Source organism: Streptomyces sp. A0642 (assembly GCF_004795105.1).
GTDB lineage: Bacteria > Actinomycetota > Actinomycetes > Streptomycetales > Streptomycetaceae > Streptomyces.
This window is the reverse complement of record NZ_SSBL01000012.1, coordinates 57,616-75,502: the sequence shown is the minus strand read 5'-3', so window position 1 is coordinate 75,502 and position 17,887 is coordinate 57,616. Positions and strand designations below refer to the sequence as shown.

At 71.3% G+C, this 17,887-nt stretch carries 11 protein-coding genes; 4 read left to right on the top strand and 7 right to left on the bottom strand.

All coding sequences use genetic code 11. The annotated features are described in order from the left end of the window. Position 1 precedes the first annotated feature (1 nt). The gene (locus tag E6R60_RS21060; RefSeq protein WP_136328163.1) at positions 2 to 3,493 is read right to left on the bottom strand and encodes a DNA polymerase III subunit alpha; all 3,492 of its coding nucleotides are present in this window, start codon (positions 3,491 to 3,493) and stop codon (positions 2 to 4) included. Between the two features lie 180 nt (positions 3,494 to 3,673). On the opposite strand from E6R60_RS21060, the gene E6R60_RS21055 reads away from it, so the two are divergent. Both E6R60_RS21055 and E6R60_RS21050 read left to right on the top strand, forming a co-directional pair. Then, complete coding sequence (locus tag E6R60_RS21055) at positions 3,674 to 4,729, top strand: DUF3533 domain-containing protein (RefSeq protein WP_136328162.1); 1,056 nt, start codon at positions 3,674 to 3,676, stop codon at positions 4,727 to 4,729. 232 nt (positions 4,730 to 4,961) lie between these two features. After that, a complete protein-coding gene (locus E6R60_RS21050) occupies positions 4,962 to 5,459 on the top strand; it encodes a phospholipase (RefSeq protein ID WP_136328161.1) in 498 nt (165 codons plus the stop codon). Positions 5,460 to 5,613: 154 nt separating this feature from the next. Here the strand turns inward: E6R60_RS21050 and E6R60_RS21045 are convergent, their stop codons facing one another. Next, positions 5,614 to 6,699 (bottom strand): S1 family peptidase, encoded by a 1,086-nt coding sequence (locus E6R60_RS21045; protein WP_136328160.1) that lies wholly within the window; start codon positions 6,697 to 6,699, stop codon positions 5,614 to 5,616. Between the two features lie 409 nt (positions 6,700 to 7,108). Between E6R60_RS21045 and E6R60_RS21040 the strand changes: the two genes are divergently transcribed. After that, on the top strand, positions 7,109 to 7,984 hold the full coding sequence (locus E6R60_RS21040) for an alpha/beta hydrolase (protein WP_136328159.1): 876 nt from the start codon (positions 7,109 to 7,111) through the stop codon (positions 7,982 to 7,984). A gap of 77 nt (positions 7,985 to 8,061) precedes the next feature. Here E6R60_RS21040 and fxsT read toward each other — a convergent pair whose 3' ends face one another. The 4 genes from fxsT to fxsA all read right to left on the bottom strand — a co-directional run bounded on the left by fxsT (position 8,062) and on the right by fxsA (position 16,036). After that, positions 8,062 to 11,997: an FxSxx-COOH system tetratricopeptide repeat protein gene (gene fxsT / locus E6R60_RS21035; protein ID WP_136328158.1), complete on the bottom strand. Its 3,936-nt coding sequence runs from the start codon at positions 11,995 to 11,997 to the stop codon at positions 8,062 to 8,064. Then, entirely contained in the window at positions 11,981 to 13,339 is a 1,359-nt protein-coding gene (fsxC, locus tag E6R60_RS21030) for an FxsC protein (RefSeq protein WP_240802642.1), read from the bottom strand. The genes fxsT and fsxC overlap by 17 nt, the downstream gene beginning before the upstream one ends. A gap of 211 nt (positions 13,340 to 13,550) precedes the next feature. Further along, positions 13,551 to 15,794: a radical SAM/SPASM protein FxsB, inactivated metallohydrolase extension form gene (gene fxsB / locus E6R60_RS21025; protein WP_206309474.1), complete on the bottom strand. Its 2,244-nt coding sequence runs from the start codon at positions 15,792 to 15,794 to the stop codon at positions 13,551 to 13,553. A gap of 74 nt (positions 15,795 to 15,868) precedes the next feature. Beyond that, positions 15,869 to 16,036 (bottom strand): FxSxx-COOH cyclophane-containing RiPP peptide, encoded by a 168-nt coding sequence (gene fxsA, locus E6R60_RS21020; protein WP_206309473.1) that lies wholly within the window; start codon positions 16,034 to 16,036, stop codon positions 15,869 to 15,871. A gap of 226 nt (positions 16,037 to 16,262) precedes the next feature. Between fxsA and E6R60_RS21015 the strand changes: the two genes are divergently transcribed. Continuing rightward, positions 16,263 to 17,189: a DUF4231 domain-containing protein gene (locus E6R60_RS21015; RefSeq protein WP_240802638.1), complete on the top strand. Its 927-nt coding sequence runs from the start codon at positions 16,263 to 16,265 to the stop codon at positions 17,187 to 17,189. A 36-nt stretch (positions 17,190 to 17,225) separates the two neighbouring features. Here E6R60_RS21015 and E6R60_RS21010 read toward each other — a convergent pair whose 3' ends face one another. Continuing rightward, positions 17,226 to 17,705 carry a hypothetical protein gene (locus E6R60_RS21010; protein ID WP_136328157.1) on the bottom strand — a complete coding sequence of 160 codons (480 nt, stop codon included), beginning with the start codon at positions 17,703 to 17,705 and terminating at the stop codon, positions 17,226 to 17,228. Positions 17,706 to 17,887: the final 182 nt, after the last annotated feature.

Here is a 17,887-nt window from a genome sequence, read left to right as displayed (position 1 = left end):
CTCATCCCGCGCTCCCCGGGCTCTGGTGCCACAGCTTTCTTCCGGTCGGTACGCCCTCGCCGGCCGGCTGGAGGTCGGACCAGGGGTTCATCTCGTAGCCGGTGAGCATCCGGATCCGGCGGCCGTCGCCGGCGGGCGCCTCCTCGCCCCGGGCAGCCGCTTCCTGCTCCGGCGCGGCCGCCCCGGCGGGCGCCTGCGCCAGCCGGGCCGCGACCGCGTCGAGTCCGCCGGTGCCCCGCAGCTCGGCCAGCTCCGCCAGATTCCAGGCGGCCGCGCCGACCACGCTCAGGCTCCGCGGCCCGCGCCGCTGCACCACCCCGCGTACCAGCAGCAGCCAGGAGTGGAAGACGGTGTGCGCGCAGGCGGCGTGGCTGTCGTCGAAGAAGGCCAGGTCGACCAGGCCCGTGCCGTCGTCCAGGGTGGTGAAGACGACCCGGCGCCCGGAGCGGACGGGCGGGGTCTGGGTGGCCGCCTTGGCGCCCGCGACCAGCACGGTCTCCCCGTGGCGGGCCTCGCGCAGTCGTTTGGCCGACACCGCGCCGAGCTCCTCCAGGAAGGCGTGGTGATCGCTCATCAGATGGCGGGAGACATCCATGCTCAGCACGCCCAGTTCCGCGCTGAGCCGTTCCGCCTCGTTGAGGTCGGGCAGGCCGATGGAGCCGGTACGGTGGCCGCCGCCGAGCGGAAGCTGCGCGCCGGAGCCCGTGCCGCGCTGGGCGCGGTGGAGTTCGGACAGGTGCAGCAGCAGGTCACGCCGGTTGGCGCCGAACGCGTCCAGCGCGCCGACCTGGGCCAGCCGTTCGGCGGCGGGCTTGCCCGGCCGGGCCCGCTGCCAGAAGTCCAGCAGCGAGGTGTAGGGCTGTCCGGCCTCGATCCGGGCGACCTCGGCCGCGCTGATCCCATGGACGTCCGAGAGCGCGAGCCGCAGCCCCCAGGACTCCCCCTCCCCCTCCCGATCAGACACCAGTTCGATTCTATGAGTGGCCGCGGAGCGGTTCACATCCAGCGGCAGCACCGGCACCCCGCGCCGCCGCGCGTCCGCGAGCAGCAACCGCTTCGGGTACATCCCCGGGTCATGGGTGAGCAGCCCCGCGTAGAAGGCCGCCGGGTGATGCACCTTCAGCCAGGCCGACTGGTACGTCGGCACGGCGAAGGCCACCGCGTGCGCCTTGCAGAAGCCGTAGCTGCCGAACGCCTCGATGATCTCCCAGGCGCGGGCGATCACGTCCGCGTCGTACCCGCGCGCCGCCGCGTGCTGGGCGAACCAGAGCCTGATCAGAGCCTGCGAATCGGGGGCGGAGAGCCCGCGCCGGACCCGGTCGGCCTCGTCCCGGCCGCAGCCGGTCATGCGGTCGACCATTTCGATGATCTGCTCGTGGAAGACCACCACGCCGTACGTCTCGCGCAGCGGTTCCTCCAGGTCGGCGTGGGGATAGCGGACCGGCGCCCGCCCGTGCCGGGCCTCGATGAACGGGCGCACCATGTCGGCGGCGACCGGGCCGGGCCGGAACAGCGAGATGTCGACCACCAGATCATGGAAGGTGGCGGGCTGGAGCCTGCCGACCAGATCGCGCTGGCCGGGTGACTCGATCTGGAAGCAGCCGAGCGTCTCGGCGGCCTTGATCAGCCGGTACGTCTCCGGGTCGTCCGGCTCCACGGCGTCCAGGTCCACCTCCTGCCCGGAGGCCCGCTTCACCTCCGCGACCGCGTGCGCCATCGCGGACTGCATCCGCACACCGAGCACGTCGAGCTTGAGCAGTCCGAGGTCCTCCACGTCCTCCTTGTCGAACTGGGCCATCGGGAAGCCCTCGCCGCTGGTGGGCATGACGGGGGTGCGGCGCAGCAGCGAGGCGTCGGAGAGGAGGACCCCGCACGGGTGCATGGCGATGCCGCGCGGCAGCCCGTCCAGCGCCTCCACCAGCTCCCACAGCCGCCCGTACTTCTCCTTCGCCCTCGCCACTTCGCGCAGTTCGGGCAGTTCCTCCATCGCGGCGCGGGCGTCGCGGGCCCGGATGTGCGGGAAGGCCTTGGCGAGCCGGTCGGTCTCGGCCGGGTTCATGGAGAGGGCGGCGCCGACGTCGCGGATGGCGTGGCGCACCCGGTAGGTCTCGGGCATGGCGACGGTGGCGACCCGTTCGGCGCCGAAGCGGCCGATGATCGCGCGGTAGACGTCGAGGCGGCGGGCCGACTCGACGTCGATGTCGATGTCGGGCAGCACGAAGCGGCGCTTGGACAGGAAGCGCTCCATGAGCAGTCCGTGCTCGACCGGGTCGGCGTGGGCGATGCCGAGGAGGTGGTTGACCAGGGAGCCGGCCCCGGAGCCGCGCGCGGCCACCCGCACCTTCATCTCCCGGACGTCGTCCACGACTTGGGCGACCGTGAGGAAGTAGGAGGCGAAGCCGTGGTGGGCGATGATGTCCAGTTCGTGGTGCATCCGGTCCCAGTACTCGCGCCTGCGGTCGTAGCCGCGCAGCACCATGCCCGCGGCGGCGCGGGAGGCCAGCACCCGCTGGGCGGTGCGCCGGTCCGCGCCGACGAGGTGCGGTTCGGGGAAGTGGACGGAGCCGAGGCCGAGGTCGTCCCGGGGGTCGACCACGCAGGCGTCGGCGGTGCGCCGGGTCTCCGCGAGCAGCCGCGCCCCGGCGCCGGGGCCGAGTCCGGCGGCGGAGGTGATCCGCTCGGCGGTCTCCGCCATGGCGCGAGCGTCCTTGAGCCAGCGCTCGCCGCTGTCGAGCGGGGCGCGGCGCGGATCGACGGGGACGAGCCCGCGGGCGGAGTCGAGCACGTCGGCGACCGGGCCCTGCCCCGGATCGGCGTACCGGACGGCGTTGGTCAGCACGGCCCGCACCCCCTGCTCGGCGGCGAATCCGACGGTACGGGCGGCGAGCCGCAGCGAACCGGGACCGGTGCCGTCGCGGCCGTGGTGGACGGCTTCGAGCCGCAGGTCGTCGCCGTACACCTCCCGCCAGGGTGCGAGCAGGGCGGCGGCCCGGTCGGGGCGGCCGGCGGCCAGCGCCCTGCCCACCTCGGAGGCGGGGCCGAGCAGGACGGTGAGCCCTTGGGCGGGCAGCGCGGAGCGGTCGACCAGGGGCCGGCCGCCGTCGGGCACGGCCGCGTGGGCGGCGGTGACGAGGCGGCACAGTTCGGCCCAGCCCTGCGCGCCGTCGCGGGCGAGGAAGGTGACACGGGGGGCGGATTCATCGACAAAGGCACCCCCGCGGACCGGAGTCCGCAACCGGTGCGTACGCCCGTCACCCTCCACGCGCCCGGCGCGTGCGGGGGCGACAGCGAGTTCCACCCCGAAGACCGGCCGCACTCCGGCCCGCTCACAGGCCTTGGCGAACCGGACCGTACCCGCCAGGGTGTCGCGGTCGGTCAGTGCGAGGGCGTCCATCCCCCGCTCCTCGGCGCGCTCCGCCAGCCGCTCCGGGTGCGAGGCCCCGTACCGCAGGGAGAACCCGGAAACGGTATGCAGATGCGTGAACCCGGGCACCCGCACCTCCTGAACCGATCCGCACTCACCACCCCCTCGCTCTCCACGATAGACCATGTTTCGAACATTCGTACGATACTCGGGGTGTGAGCCATCCCCCCCCCGTAGCCCGGCTCCGCCGTTCCGCCATTCGGCCCGGCCCCGACTGCGTGGACGCCGGGCAGCCCGGACCGTGGGGGCATGACTTTCGCTGACGAGGTGAAGAACGCCGTCACTCCACGGGCCGCACTGCTCGTCATCGGCGTACTGGCGCTGCAACTCCTGTTCATCGCGTCCTACATCGGAGCGCTCCACAACCCGAAGCCCACGGACGTCCCCTTCGGTGTCGTCGCACCCCAGCAGGTATCCGCCCGGCTCGTCACCGAACTGGAGAACCTCCCCGGCGGCCCCCTGGACCCCCGCACGGTCACCGACGCGGCCACCGCCCGCCGGCAGATCCTCGACCGCGAGATCGACGGCGCCCTGATCGTCAATCCCCGGGGCACGACCGACGCCGTCCTGGTCGCCTCCGGCGGCGGCACCGTCCTGGCCACCTCCCTGACGGAGATCATCAAGGAGGTCGAGTCCACCCAGCACCGCACCGCACGCGCCGTGGACGTGGCCCCGGCCTCGAAACAGGACTTCGACGGGCTCTCCTCCTTCTACCTGGCCGTGGGCTGGTGCGTGGGCGGATACCTCTGCGCCTCGATCCTGGCGATCAGCGCGGGCAGCCGCCCGGCCAACCGTCAGCGCGCGGCGATCCGGACCGCCGCCATGGCGCTGTACTCGATCGCGGGCGGAATCGGCGGCGCGATCATCGTCGGCCCGGTCCTCGACGCCCTGCCCGGAAGCTTCTGGGCACTGTCGGGCCTGGGCGCGCTGACCGTCTTCGCGGTCGGCATGACCACGCTCGCCCTGCAGGCGCTCACCGGCATCGTCGGCATCGGCCTGGCCGTCCTGATCGTGGTGATCGCCGGCAACCCGAGCGCGGGCGGCGCCTTCCCCCTCCCGATGCTCCCGGACTTCTGGCGGGCGATCGGCCCCGCCCTGCCGCCGGGCGCCTCCACCTGGACGGCACGCTCGATCGCGTACTTCAGGGGCAACGCGGTGACCGGGCCTCTGCTGGTGCTGTCCGCGTGGGCGGTGGTGGGCACGGTCATCACCCTGCTGATGGCGATGCGGAGGAAGCCGGAGGCGGCGGACGCCACGGACGCCCCGCCCGCGGGAACGGCGACCGGGGGGTCGACACCGGTCTAAGGGGGAGCGGGCCCTCCACCGTCACCCTCCGCACTCTTCGCCGCCGCCTCCGCCACGAGCGGAGGCGGCAGCGGCGTCCTCATGACCATCGCCCGACGAACACCTCAATTCCCGGCGTCCAGTCGGCGCGATGACTAGGCATGACAGGTACATGACGGCATGCTGGGGCGACCTCGTGAACCCCGCGGGGTGCACCGCCACTCAGCCCCCTCCCCACCCCACGGAGAACGCCATGCGCCGCCACGTCGCCACACTGCTCAGCACCGTCGTCCTCTCCCTCCCGCTCGCCCTGCTGCCCGCCGCCTCCGCCTCGGCCGCCCCCGCGGACAAGCCCCAGGTCCTCAGCTCCTGGACCCAGACGAGCGCCTCCAGTTACAACGCCTGGAACACCGCCCGCAACAACAAGGGGGCATGGTCCGCGTACGGCTTCGACTGGACGACGGACTACTGCAGCACCTCCCCCGACAACCCGTTCGGCTTCCCCTTCCAGACGGCCTGCGCCCGCCATGACTTCGGCTACCGCAACTACAAGGCCGCCGGCACGTTCTCCGCCAACAAGGCCCGCCTCGACTCCGCCCTCTACGCGGACCTCAAGCGCGTCTGCGCCGCCTACTCCGGCGCGACCCTGACCTCGTGCAACGCCACGGCCTGGACGTATTACCACGCGGTGGACATCTTCGGCGTCGCACCGGCGAAGGCGGACACCGGCAGCCTGTCCCGGGCCGCCTGACGGGTCCGCGCGCCCCCGAGTCCGTCCCGCAGCGGTCGCCGCGGCCACCGCCACCGCGACCCTGCGGAGACGGCTCGCGAAGGGGCCGGTCGACAGACGCATGGCCCCCGGCGCCGAGGGCAGCCGGGGGCCATGCGTAACCGCGCCGAAACGGTCAGCCGATCTCCGCCCCGAACGCCGCCAGCGCCTCCGGCACCGGCTGGAAGAACGTCTCGCCGCCCGAGGAGCAGTCGCCGCTGCCGCCCGAGGTCAGGCCGATCGCGGTGTCACCGGCGAAGAGCGAGCCGCCGCTGTCGCCGGGCTCGGCGCAGACCGTCGTCTGGATGAGCCCGTTGACGATGTCTCCGTTGCCGTAGTTGACCGTGGCGTCCAGCCCGGTCACCTCGCCGTCGTGCACCTGGGTCGTGGAGCCGCTGCGCGTCACCGTCATTCCGACGGTCGCCTCGCCCGCCCTGGTGATCGGCTGGGCGGAGCCGTTGTAGAGGTCGACCTCGCTGGGGTGCGCCGTGTCGGAGGTGTACTTCACCAGGCCGTAGTCGTTGCCGGGGAACGACGAGCCCGCGTTCGCACCGATCTCCGGGCCGCCCTGGGAGTCCGACCAGCTGGAGATCGCCTCGGTGCAGTGCCCGGCGGTCAGGAAGTACGGTTCGCCGTCCTTGACCACGTTGAAGCCGAGCGAGCAGCGCCCGCCGTTGCCCCAGATCGCGTCGCCGCCCGCGATGAACGGCTTGAACTCCCCGGCGGACCGCTTGAGTTCCGCCTTGCCGCCCAGCCCCTCGACCACCGAGTCGAGCTTCTGCCAGGCATCGCCCTTGACCGTGCGGTCGGCTGTGACGACCACCTTGTTGCTGACCGGGTCCACGGCCCACGAGGTGCCGGGGATCGTGGCCTGGCCGGCCAGGGTCTGCCGGGCCGACTTCAGCTCGGCGAGCGAGTTCTGCACGATTCTCGCCCTGCCGCCCGCCTGCCGCACCTGCTCGGCGGCGGCCTCGTCGACCACGTTCATCACCAGGTTCTTCGACGTGGCGTCGTAGTACGCGCCCGCCGCGTCCGCGCCCAGGTCGTCGCGCAGGCCGGTGGCCAGCTTTCCGGCCGCCACCGCGTCGAGCGTCCGGGCCGTGAACTGCGGTACGTCGTCACTGGCGTTCGCACTCTGGAACGTCACTCCCGCTGCGACCAGGGCGACCACGGCCGACCCGGCCAGCGCCGCGCGCTTCCTGGATATGCGTCGATGCTTCAACTCTTCGACCTCCTGTGGGGCCGCGCACGAATGATGTGGGGTCGCCCGTACGCGGAGGATGGGGCGCCCACTATTCCGACCGACCCGATCGCACACAAGGCCGACTTCAGGACGCACACACGACACCACCGTTTCGCGCGCGCCTTGTTCACCGCCCGAGGTCAGAGCTCCTCGATTCCATCTGCGAACACCTGGCGCAACCGCCCCGTCGGCACAGGGTGAGGACTAGTCCTGTCCGGTATTCACCTCCGCACATCCGATTGCTGACGTCCCCCGGCTCCGCGCCCCCGCGCCCGCCGCCCAGATTCTCCCCACGCGCCATGCCGGGATCGCCTCTGATGGGTCATCATCGGAGGGTGCGGGGAAAGCCGGGCACGTCGTGTCCGCAGGGATCGCGAGGAGGCACGGAGTGCGCAGTCGGGTGCGCGCGGCCGACGGGCGGCAGCTGGTGGTGGAGCGTCTGGGGGATCCTCGCGGCAGACCGGTCTTCCTGCTGCACGGGATGCCCGGCAGCAGGCTCGGGCCGGCTCCGCGCGGCATGGTGCTGTACCAGCGCAAGACACAGCTCATCACCTACGACCGGCCGGGATACGGCGACTCCGACCGGCTGCCGGGCAGATCCGTCGCCGACGCGGTCCAGGACGTCCGGGCCATCGCGGACCACATCGGGCTCGAACGGTTCGCCGTGGTGGGCCGCTCCGGTGGCGCGTCGCACGCCCTGGCCTGCGCCGCGCTGATGCCCGAGCGGGTCACCCGGACCGCCGCCCTGGTCGGGCTGGCCCCCCGGGACGCCGACGGTCTCGACTGGTTCGAGGGGATGGCCCCCTCCAATGTGCTGGCCTACACCGCGGCGCGGTCCGACCCGGACGGGCTGGCGGAGTCGTTCATCTCGCGGTCCGCGGTGATCCGGAAGAATCCGGTGCGGCTGATCGACGATCTGCGCCGCGAGCTGACCGACTCCGACCGGATGGTGGTCAACGACGTCGGCGTCCGGACCATGCTGCTGCGCAACTACCGTGAAGGGCTGCGCACTTCGGCGTACGGCTGGATCGACGACGCCCTTGCCTTCAGCCGGCCGTGGGGGTTCGACCCGGCCGCCATCACCGGTCCGGTCCTGCTGTGGCACGGCGAGAAGGACGTGTTCTCACCGGTCGGGCACACCCGCTGGCTGGCCAGCCGCATCCCCGGCGCCACCGTGGTGGTGGAGCCTGCGGCCGCGCACTTCGACGCGTTGCACGCACTCCCCCGCATCCTCAACTGGCTGCTGGACACGTCCGAAGACTGAACCGCGGGAGGGGCGACTGAACCGCGGGAGCGGCGGGAGCGTCCGGCCACCGGCCGCTCCCGCCTCTCCCGCGCGCCTCACACCGCCTGGGGCTCCAGTTCTCGCTGGAACCGGCGGTCGTCCCGGGCGATCCGGGTGAGCGGATGCTCCTCACCGAGCTGCCGCGACAGCTCGTCGACCGTCTCCGCCCTGACCTGGAGCGCCTCGCTGTCGCGCCCCATCGCTCCGAGGGTGACCGCCATGTTCGACTTCATGGCCAGCGTCTCCGGATGGTGGGCGCCCAGGACCTCCCGGAACTGCACCGCCAGGGTCCGCTCGGTCTTCAGCACCAGATCGAGATCACCCCGCTCCGCCGTGGCGTTGGCCAGGTTCATCACGCTGAACAGCGTGTTGGGGTGCTCCCGCCCGTACACCTCGCGCATCGAGGCGACCACCCTCGTCAGCACCTGCTCCGCCTCCTCGGACGCGCCGGTCCCCCAGAGGTAGACGCCCAGGTTGTTCAGCGCCGCCAGCGTGTACGGGTGTTTCTCGCCCGGCACCTTCATGTACTGGTCGACCACTTCCTGCGCGGTGCTCCGGGCCTCCGCCGCCTCGCCTGCCGCGAACAGGTCGGCCGCCATGTTGAGGTCGCAGGCCAGCGACTCCGGGTTGGCGGAGGTGTACTTGGCCCGGTACCGGGCCCGGGTCGCCACCGTGAGCCGGCGGGCGTCCTCCAGCCTGCCCGCCCGGCGCAGCGAGACCGCGAGGCTCTTGGCCGCGCTGAGCGTGCCGGGGAAGGACCGGCCGAGCGTGGCCTTGTAGCTGTCGTACGTACGGCTGAGGATGCCGACCGAGTCCTCGTACCGCCCGACGTCCCGCAGGTCGCGGGCGAGGTTCATGGCGGAGGAGAGGCTGTACGGGTGTTCCTCGCCGAGCACCTCGCGGCGCCGGTCGAAGACGTCCTGGTCGATCTCGCGGGCCTTGGCGTACTGGCCGATGGACCGCAGGGTGAACGCCAGGTTGTTGGCCGCGGCCAGGGCCCTGGGGTGCGAGTCGTGGAAGATCTGGTTGAACCCGTCGGTGGCCTCGGTCGCCAGCTCGATCGCCCTGGTGTACTCCCCGAGCGTGCCCAGGTCCGTGGCCAGGCTGCTGGTGCTCATGTACGTGTGCGGGTGCTCCGGGCCCAGCACCTCCCGCTGGGTGGCCAGGGTGATCTCGTCGAGGTCCTTCGCCTCCACGTACCGGCCGCGCGAGCGGTAGATGTTGGACAGGTGGAAGCAGAGGTAGAGGTACTGGATGTCCCGCTCCCCCAGCGTCTCGCGCCAGATCTCGCGCAGCTCCTCGCAGAGCGTCGTGGCCGTCCTGAAGTCACCGCGCTTCCAGAGGTAGCGGACCCGGTCGATCAGGAGCCTGCGGGCCTCGGGCTCCTTGCAGTTGCGGGCGTCGGACGGGCCCAGGTGCGGCCATATCGTGGCGAACTGGGCCCAGTTGGCCGGGTTGTCGATCGGCTCGTCGTCATCGGGCCGGGCGCCCGCCAGGATGCGGTGGACGGCGTGCCGGGCGTCCCGCTGCTCCTCCTCGGTGAGCTGGGCGCGGATGACCGCCTGGACGAGCCGGTGCACCTGGATGGAGTTGGAGACCTGGTCGACCTTGGCGAGGGCGAACCGGCCGATCTCCCGGATGACGCGGCCCAGCACGAGCTTCTCCTGGAGCGAGGCGTCGTACGGCTTCAGCGCCTCGATCATCTCCTTGCTGTACAGCAGGTTCCCCGAGATCGGCTCGGGGGCGAAGAAGGCGCAGAGCTGGAGGAGGCGCACCGCGGCGGGCGAGCGCTCCTTGAGCCGCTGGATGGAGATGTTCCAGGTGGCGGCGACCGGTTCCGGATAGCCGGCCGGCTGGTTGAGGGCCAGGACCTCCGGGGCCTGCTGGGCCAGTTGTTCCAGGTAGGTGTCGATCGGGGTGGCGGTCTCCGCGATCCAGGCCGCCGCCTGTTCGACGGCGAGCGGCAGGTCGCCGACCGCGGTGGCCACCTGGGCGGCGTCCTCGTCGCTCAGCCCCGGCGCGCGGCGCTGGAGGTGCTCGATGGACTCCTCGCGCAGGAAGACGTCGACGGGCAGCGCGTCGCCGTGCTGGGACCATGCCTGGTTGCGGGAGGTGACCAGGATGTGGCCGGAGCCCCCCTGCGGGAAGTAGCGCCGGAGCCGTTCGGGGTCGTCGGCGTTGTCGAAGACCAGCAGCCAGCGGTCCGACGGCACACCGCGGCGCAGCAGGTCGACGGCCTCCTGTGAGGCGGCGGCCATGTCGTCGCCGCCCTGGGCGCCGAGCCGGACGGCGAGTTCGGCGAGCCCCGCGACCACGTCGTCGGTCTGCTCGGACGATATCCACCAGACCAGGTCGTAGTCGGCCATGAACCGGTGCACGTACTCGAGGGCGACCTGTGTCTTGCCCACGCCGCCGAGGCCGTACAGGGTCTGCGGCTGCGGCAGGACGACGGCCATGCCGCCGCCGAGCTGGTCGCGCATCCGCTCCAGGACGAGGGAGCGGCCGGTGAAGCCGGGGTTGCGGGGCGGCGCGTTCCAGATCCGGGGGACGGTGCCGGGGAAGCGCGGGCCGGGCGAGACGGCGTCGGTGAGCTGCACGGGCCGGTCCAGGGCGCGTAACAGGGCGGCGGTGGCGTGCACCTCGTCGAGCCGGAACAGGTCGACGGGGTTGCGGTCGATGAAGGCCGCGGACAGCCGTACGTCACCGACCCTGAGCGGCAGCAGATGGCGCCGCCCGCCGCCCGGGTCCTCGGCGACGGCCCGGTCCCAGAGGTTCACCGCGCGCTGCGACTTGAGGTACGCGCTGGAGAGCAGGACCACGGTCCGGACCGCGTTCTCGGAAGTGCCGGGCGCGGCGTCCTGGGGCCCGCGCTCAGCGGACACGTCGCGGGGCACGACGCGGAAGCCTGCCCGGGTGAGCACGGACTCGATCCAGTCGGCCCACATCCGGTTCTCCGCCACATAACTGAGGAAGAGATCCGCGGGCAGCGCGGGCCTGCGCCGCGTGAACGCGTCCCGGATGCGCAGCCGCACCTCTTCCCCGACGGGTGGCATCGAGGTGATCTGCTGGTCGGTGATGACGGAGGTGAGCCGTTCGAAGGCGGAGAGGAGGGAGTTGGTGAGCCCCGCCTCGTCGCCGAAGGTGGCCAGCGTCTCCTCGTACGCGTAGTAGGGGCGGTACGGGATCTCCACCGCACCCCAGTAGGCGGTGAGTTCGTCCCCCGACAGGTCGCGGGGCAGCCGGTCGAACTTCAGCCGGGCCAGCGCCCGTCCGGCGTCCGCCTTCTCCTTCTCGCCCTCGTCGATCCGCATCGGGACGGGGAAGATGGAGATGGGACGGCCGGTGTAGCGCTCGGAGATCTGCCGGGCGACCGAGGCGGCGCCGTCGATGGACTGGTCGCTGAGGGTGAAGCAGTCGACGAGCACGTCGGGCAGGTGGACCGTGCAGATGTCGGCGATGTCGCTGAGGCCGGTACGGCTGTCGATGAGGACGTAGTCGTAGTTGGCCTTCATGTCGTCGCGCAGCGCGTCGAAGAAGTGGCCGCCGCCGAGCCGGTCGTAGAAGTTGTCCCAGTCGAAGGTCGAGACGGTCGCGGAGTATTCGCGGTTCTGCCGGCCGGCGGAGACGAAGTCGAGCGTTCCGCCGTGCGGGAACTCCCAGCCGAGGGCCTCGGGCGTGAGCGAGACGGCGTGCGGCTGGATCCGCGCGTAGTCCCGGTGCCAGTCGTCGGCCCGCTGCACCGGACTGGTCGCGGCCCAGGCGTACTCGGTGATCAGGTCGATGACACCGGTGGTGGCGCCGAGCGTCGAGGGGTCGAGGAACGGATGGAAGAACCGGTGCAGTCCGGGGGCCTCCAGGTCCCAGTCGACGGCCAGTACCCGTTTGCCGTTGGCGGCGAGAATCCAGGCGGTGTTGGCCAGGGCCATGGTGCGCCCGGTACCGCCCTTGTACGAGTAGAAGGTGACGATGCGCCCGTCACGACTGGCCGTCATCCGTGTCCTCCGCATCCGTCGCAGCGTCATGTGTCTCGGGGATGTACTGGGTCTGCGCCATCGGTCCCATCAGGCGAGTCCGTTCGCCGGGTCCTCCGCCGCCGGTGGCGGGCAGATAGACGGCCGCGTGTCTCAGGTACTGCTGGGCGGCCACCTCGACCACCTGGGGCAGGATCTGCCCGAAGGCCTCCATGCTGGGCACGCCCTTGGCGGCGGCGCGGCAGTAGGCGCGGCCCTGGCGCATCTTGGTCGGCATGGTCCGCTCCAGCTTGGCGGTCAGTTCGGCCTCCGCGGCTCTGCTCTCGTGGTCGTCCCGGTTCCACGGCACGACCAGGGTCACCCAGGGGCGGTTCTCCGCGTCGAAGGCGGCGAGCCGCCGGCACCGGTCCTCGTCCCGGAGCGCCCAGCGGTCGACGAGCAGGATCTCCGGCGTGGTCGGGCCCTGTTTGCCGGCGGGTAGACCCGCGTCCTCGTCGAAGGAGGCGATGGTGGCCTGGTAGTTGAGGGAGCGCACCAGGTCCTCGGCGACATAGGCCAGGGGCCGTGCGGCGTCGGGGTGGTAGGGGTTCCAGTCCTGCGGGTTGTCGCCGTAGTAGTCGGCGTTGCGCCCTTCGGGCAGGTCGTGGCGGGTGGCGGCGGCGATGGTCACCTGCATGGGGCGGGGGCCGCCCGTTCCGCTGCCCGCCGAGCCGAAGGCGCTGGGGGCCAGCCGGTAGTCGACGGGGCGTCCGGTGCCGATCCGTACGGTGTCGGCGACGCTGACGATGCGTTTGGCGAGTTCGTACACCGCACGCTCGTACTCCTCGTTGAAGAGTTTGAGCTTGATCAGTCCGTACAGGCCGTCACTGACGTAACGGTCCCCGAAATCACGGTGGTTGAACTGTAATCGCTCGGCCGGTCCGGGTAGTTGGCTGGGTGGGACCGGCACCCAGAGGGCCGGGACGATCGCCTCGGCCGGCTGGTTGGAGCGGGCCCGGTGGTGGATGGCCCGCTGGGCGAAGGCGTACCACTCCTTCCCGCACATCTCGCTGGCGAAGTAACGCGGCGAGAACAGCGGTACGAACACCCGGCAGGTGGCGAGCACTTCACCGAGCCGTTCCGACCAGCCCTCGCCGGAACGTATCTCGCGGTCGATGAACCCGGCGGGCGCGCCCGCGGGGAGATCGGTCATGGCCATCACGTGGCCGCAGAGATCCTGGAAGAGCCGCTCGACCCACATGTCGGGGTCCGTGCCACCGCCGTACCCCGGTGTGTGGGCGTAACTCAAGAAGAAGTACGGCCGATGGTCCGCCGCTCGCTGCTGCGTCGTCGCGTGCACACGACCCCCGTCCTGTGTGAGCACCCGCACTCGATGAGTGAAGAGAATGCGAGCGAATTCATCATTCCGGAGCGGACCTTGCTCCACCCCCATGACGTTCGGTCAATCAACGCCGCTTTTCAGTCATCTGTTCCCAGGCCCCGTCGATCACACTCCTGCGCGCATGCGGTCTGCGGGTGTTCCTCCCCGGTTGTCCCGGGCCCCGCGCCCCGTCCGTCGAACCGGAATCCGGTATTCAGAATTCTTTTCGCATCCGGGTCAGAAGACGTTTCCCGCCGATGGTGAGTTCGGCGGCCCCTTCCAGCGTGTCGAGCGCCTGTGGCAGACCATCCCGGTACCGGGGATCGAATGCCGCGAGCGCCAGCCGTTCATAGGCAGCTTCCAGCAGCCGGGAAAACGGAACCAATTCTTCCTTCCAGGGCATTCGATGTTCCCAGGCGCCGTCCGCCGCGTAAAGATCCGTGACGTCCACGAGTGCCCTGAATCTCGCCCGCCGCACGCCGCGCAACAGCGTGAGCGCCAGCGTGCCGGCGTCCTGGTCCGCCCCGATGCCGAGCGCGCCGTAGCCGTGCCGCCCCACCCACGGCTCGCCCGGCGCCCCGCCGGTGAGCGGGGTGAAGGTGAGCGGGCCGTCCAGGGACTCCGCGCCGTGGGCGGGAGCCCGCTCCCCGATCAGCGCCCAGGCCTCGGTGAGCGCGTCGCCCAGACGGCCGGCGGCCGCCGGGGCGAGCGTGGCCGCGGCGGGCGCGGCGAAGCAGTCCCGGTGCGGGTCGAGGTCGTCGATCACGAAGCCGTGGCCCGGGAACGGGCTGCCCGGCAGCGGGAAGGCGCGCACCGGCAGCCAGCCGGGCTCGGCCGCGGCGGACCGCCGGATCTTCCGCTCGGCCCCGCCGGCGGGCCCCGCCAGGAATCCCTCCCCGGCCGCGCGCACTAGCACGGTGCCGCGTTCCCCCGGCCCGGCGACCGTCAGGCGGCCCAGCGTCGGAAGGACGAGCCCGCCGTCCCGGTAGGGCGCCGGCACACGCAGGTCGAGGCCGGCCCGCACGGCGGCCGCGGCGAGCAGGGTCTGCAGCCCGTCCGCGGCCAGGGAAGCCGCCTGCGGGCGGTCCTCGTGCAGGGCGGCCAGCGCGTCGAGCAGCCAGGTGCGCGTGTACGGATGGGCGAGTACGCCGTCCAGCCCCCGGGCCCCTTCCTCCGATCCCTCCAGGACGGCCGCCAGCTCCCACGCCCGCGCCCACCGCTCACCGCCCCCGCCGTCCAGGTCCGCGTGCAGCCGCGCCAGCAGGGTGCGGGTGAGGTCCTCCTGGGCCGCGAGCAGTTCGGCCGGGCCGGCCACCGCGGGCGCCACGGTGTCCGCGGGCGTCCGGGCCTCGATGCCGTGCACCAGGGCGGCGAGGTCGTGGCAGTACACGGACGGGTTGTCGAACCCCTCGCCGTCGGGCGAGGAGCGGTAGCGGTGGGTGTACAGACCTCCCCCGCACGAACGTACGACGGGGCAGCGGCGGCACGTCTCGCTGACGCCGTCCAGGCCGAGCTGTCTGGCCCGTACGCCCGGATGCGCCGCGACTTCGTCGAAGGTGTGCGCGAAGACGTCGAATCCGGTGTCCGCCGCACCCTCGTAGGCGCTCTTCAGCGAATCGACCTGCTCCAGCCGTCCGTCGGTCTCGACGACGACGAGGTCGGTCGGCGCGAGGCCGAGCGACTCGGTGAGGCTGGGACCGCCGCCCAGCGTGGAGGCCACCGAGGAGAAGATCCGCACGGGCACCGGGCGCCCCTGCTCCTGCCAGCGGTCGAAGACCGCGAGGAGCCAGTCGGCGTAGGCGGTGGGCGATCCGTCCGGCCGCGGCGGCGGGTCGTCCCACGTGGCGTGGGGAAGCAGGAAGTCGATGAGCGGCGGTTCGAGCTCCGTGAGCGCGTCGAGGACCGCGACGGGGTCGTTCTCGATGTCGATGGTGCACAGGAGGCCGAGGTTGAGATGGCGGTAGCGCTCCTGCCGGAGCAGCTCGACGGCCTTGAGTACGAGGGGGTGACTGCTGCGCCCGTCGGCGAAGCGGCGGTGCCGGTCGTTGGCCGCGCGATCGCCGTCGAGGGAGATGCCCACCTTGACGTCGTACTCGCTGAAGAGGTCGAGATAGCGCGGGCTGAGCTGCAGACCGTTGGTGTGGATCCGGAGATCGAGGGCGGCGATGCCGTCGAAGGCGGAGGTCAGCTCTTCGCAGATGCGCCGCAGCCGGGCGGGGCCGGCCAGCAGAGGCTCCCCTCCGTGCAGGATTACTGACACGGAGGGCAGTGCGTGTGTCTTGGCATGCTCAGCCAGGCGCTGAGCAGTCCGGAAAATGACTTCGTCAGAGATTGTTTTCGGACGGGTTCGCCAGCTCTGATCGGCATGTTCGTAGACATAGCAATGGTCACAGGCAAGATCACACCTGCTGTGAACCTTGAGGACTACTTCACGGAATGGGACCAGGGGTCCTGTCATTCCACCAGTCTAGCCAGCCCGGAAGGGTGATCCGGCAGACCGGCCGCCCCGGAGGAGTGATCCGTGAAAGGGGGTCAGAGGGACGAGTTGAAGGTGGATGCCTGGGTGGGGCGACCGGCGGAGGCGACATGCACTCGACCGAGCTTCCTGGCTGCTTCGCCGCCACGCGCGTCGATCGCCGCGAGGGGCACACGGCTCTTCTTCGCAACGGCGAAGGAGAGGGAGGATTCAGTGGTCTTCACGGCCGTCCTTTAGGGGATTCGTTCCGATGGAATGGTTCCGGACAGGAAACCAGCGTTGGTACCTGCACCATTGCAGTGTCCGGCGGCACGACTTTACTCTCATGGCCTCGGTTGGCAACTGAGGACGCCCACTTGGAACACGAGCGTCACACGGGACCGGCCCGGTTCGAGCGGAACGAAAGATTCCGCCATCCGGGTGACCACATAACCGCAGACGGGAGTGAACATGACGGCGATTCCCGGACCACTGCAGAGCATGGTCTTCAGGAACGCTGATCTGCCGGAGCTCTTTCACCACACGGACGCCATTGCGGTCGCCCGCCAGCGGGAGGCGGTGAATACGACCCGGTGGCAGCTCATCCTGCTGGTCGCGGGCACCGTACCGGCCGCGCTGCCCTGGCGCGCGGAGCTCGCGGGCTCGCTGCAACTCACCGATTGCGCGGCCGTGTTGGCCTACCTCGGCGTCCTGGTCACCACCTACCTCACCTCCCGGCGGAAAGCAAAGTCGCATTGGCAACTCAATCGGTCCGCGGCAGAGTTCATCAAATCGATGTGCTGGCGTTACTCGGTGCACGGCTCACCTTTCGACACCGGCACGCAGCACCCCGAAGCGGTGTTCGCCAACCGGCTCGAAGAGGGCCTTCAGGAGCTCCGCAAGGTGGGCTGGACCGACCCCCGGGACCGGACGGCCGATTCCGGCGGACTGATCACCGATTCCATGCGCGCATTACGGGACAAGGCATTCACCGTACGCAAGGAGACCTATGTGCGGGACCGGCTGATCGAGCAGCGCAGCTGGTACCGCAGGCGCCAGGAGGTGTCCCGGCGGGCCACCCTGGTCTGGTCGACCACCATCGCCGCGCTGACGGCGCTCGCCCTGCTCCTCGCCGTGCTCAGGTCCTTCTCGGTCGGCCAGTCCTTCGCGCTCACCGGAGTGCTCTCCGCAGCGGCCGCCGCCTGTCTCGCCTGGGCCGAGATGCGCCGCCACCATCCGCTGATATCGGCCCACTCCCTGGTGGAGAAGGACCTGGAGTCGATGCAGATAGCGATGGAGACCACCCTGAACGAGCGCCAGTGGCCGCGGGCGGTGTTCGAGACCGAGCGCATCGTCTCGCCCCAGCACACCGACTGGCTCGCCCGGCACCAGATGTGAGGGGGCGCACGGCGTGCCGGGACCGGCGACGGCCCGTCAGCTCCGTTCGACCCCCTCACGCCAGATCACCGTCACCGGCCGGCCGAGCCCGCGTGCGTACCTGACGATGTCCCCCGTGCCTCCGAGGCCGCGGGCGGGGCGGCCGTCCCACACGGCGATCAGCCGGTCGCAGTGGTCGGCGATGTACGCGCCGGCGGCGTAGTACGCCTCGTCGGTGGAGTGCGGGAAGTCCAGCCTGACCTCACGCACGGCGCGTGCCTTGAGCGCCCGGTAGCGGGCGAGTTCGGTCCCGTCGGCGAAGCACGCCTCGTAGTCGCCGCTGGGGATGACCACGGTCAGCTCGGCGCCGTGGGCGAGTGCGAGGTCGGCGAAGAGCTGGTCGGCGCCGACGGCCAGGCTGGACAGCGCCTCCACCGCGCCGTCGCATCCGCGGAACGCCGCTCGCATCGACGCCAGCACATGGGCGTGGACTTCCTGCGGAATGCTGCGGTGACCGGTCACTCCGATGCGTTTCACGGACCTGGAACCCCCTGGGGTGTCTGCCGGGGGTTCCCGGAGGGCATCCCTCCGGGAGGCGCAGCATCCGCCCCCGTTGCTCCTGCGTGACCGTCCTGTGCCACATCCTCTCAAAAGCCGCGGGGTCAGCGGGAGCCCCCGCCCGGAATTCGGGCGGGGGCTCGGCCTGTTCGACATGCGCT

Excerpts from the sequence above, each read along its gene's own strand:
- E6R60_RS21055 (WP_136328162.1), top strand. The coding sequence starts at position 3,674 with ATGACTTTCGCTGACGAGGTGAAGAACGCCGTCACTCCACGGGCCGCA.
- E6R60_RS21050 (WP_136328161.1), top strand. The coding sequence starts at position 4,962 with ATGCGCCGCCACGTCGCCACACTGCTCAGCACCGTCGTCCTCTCCCTC.
- fxsT (WP_136328158.1), bottom strand. The coding sequence starts at position 11,997 with ATGACGGCCAGTCGTGACGGGCGCATCGTCACCTTCTACTCGTACAAG.
- fxsB (WP_206309474.1), bottom strand. The coding sequence starts at position 15,794 with ATGACAGGACCCCTGGTCCCATTCCGTGAAGTAGTCCTCAAGGTTCAC.
- E6R60_RS21015 (WP_240802638.1), top strand. The coding sequence starts at position 16,263 with ATGACGGCGATTCCCGGACCACTGCAGAGCATGGTCTTCAGGAACGCT.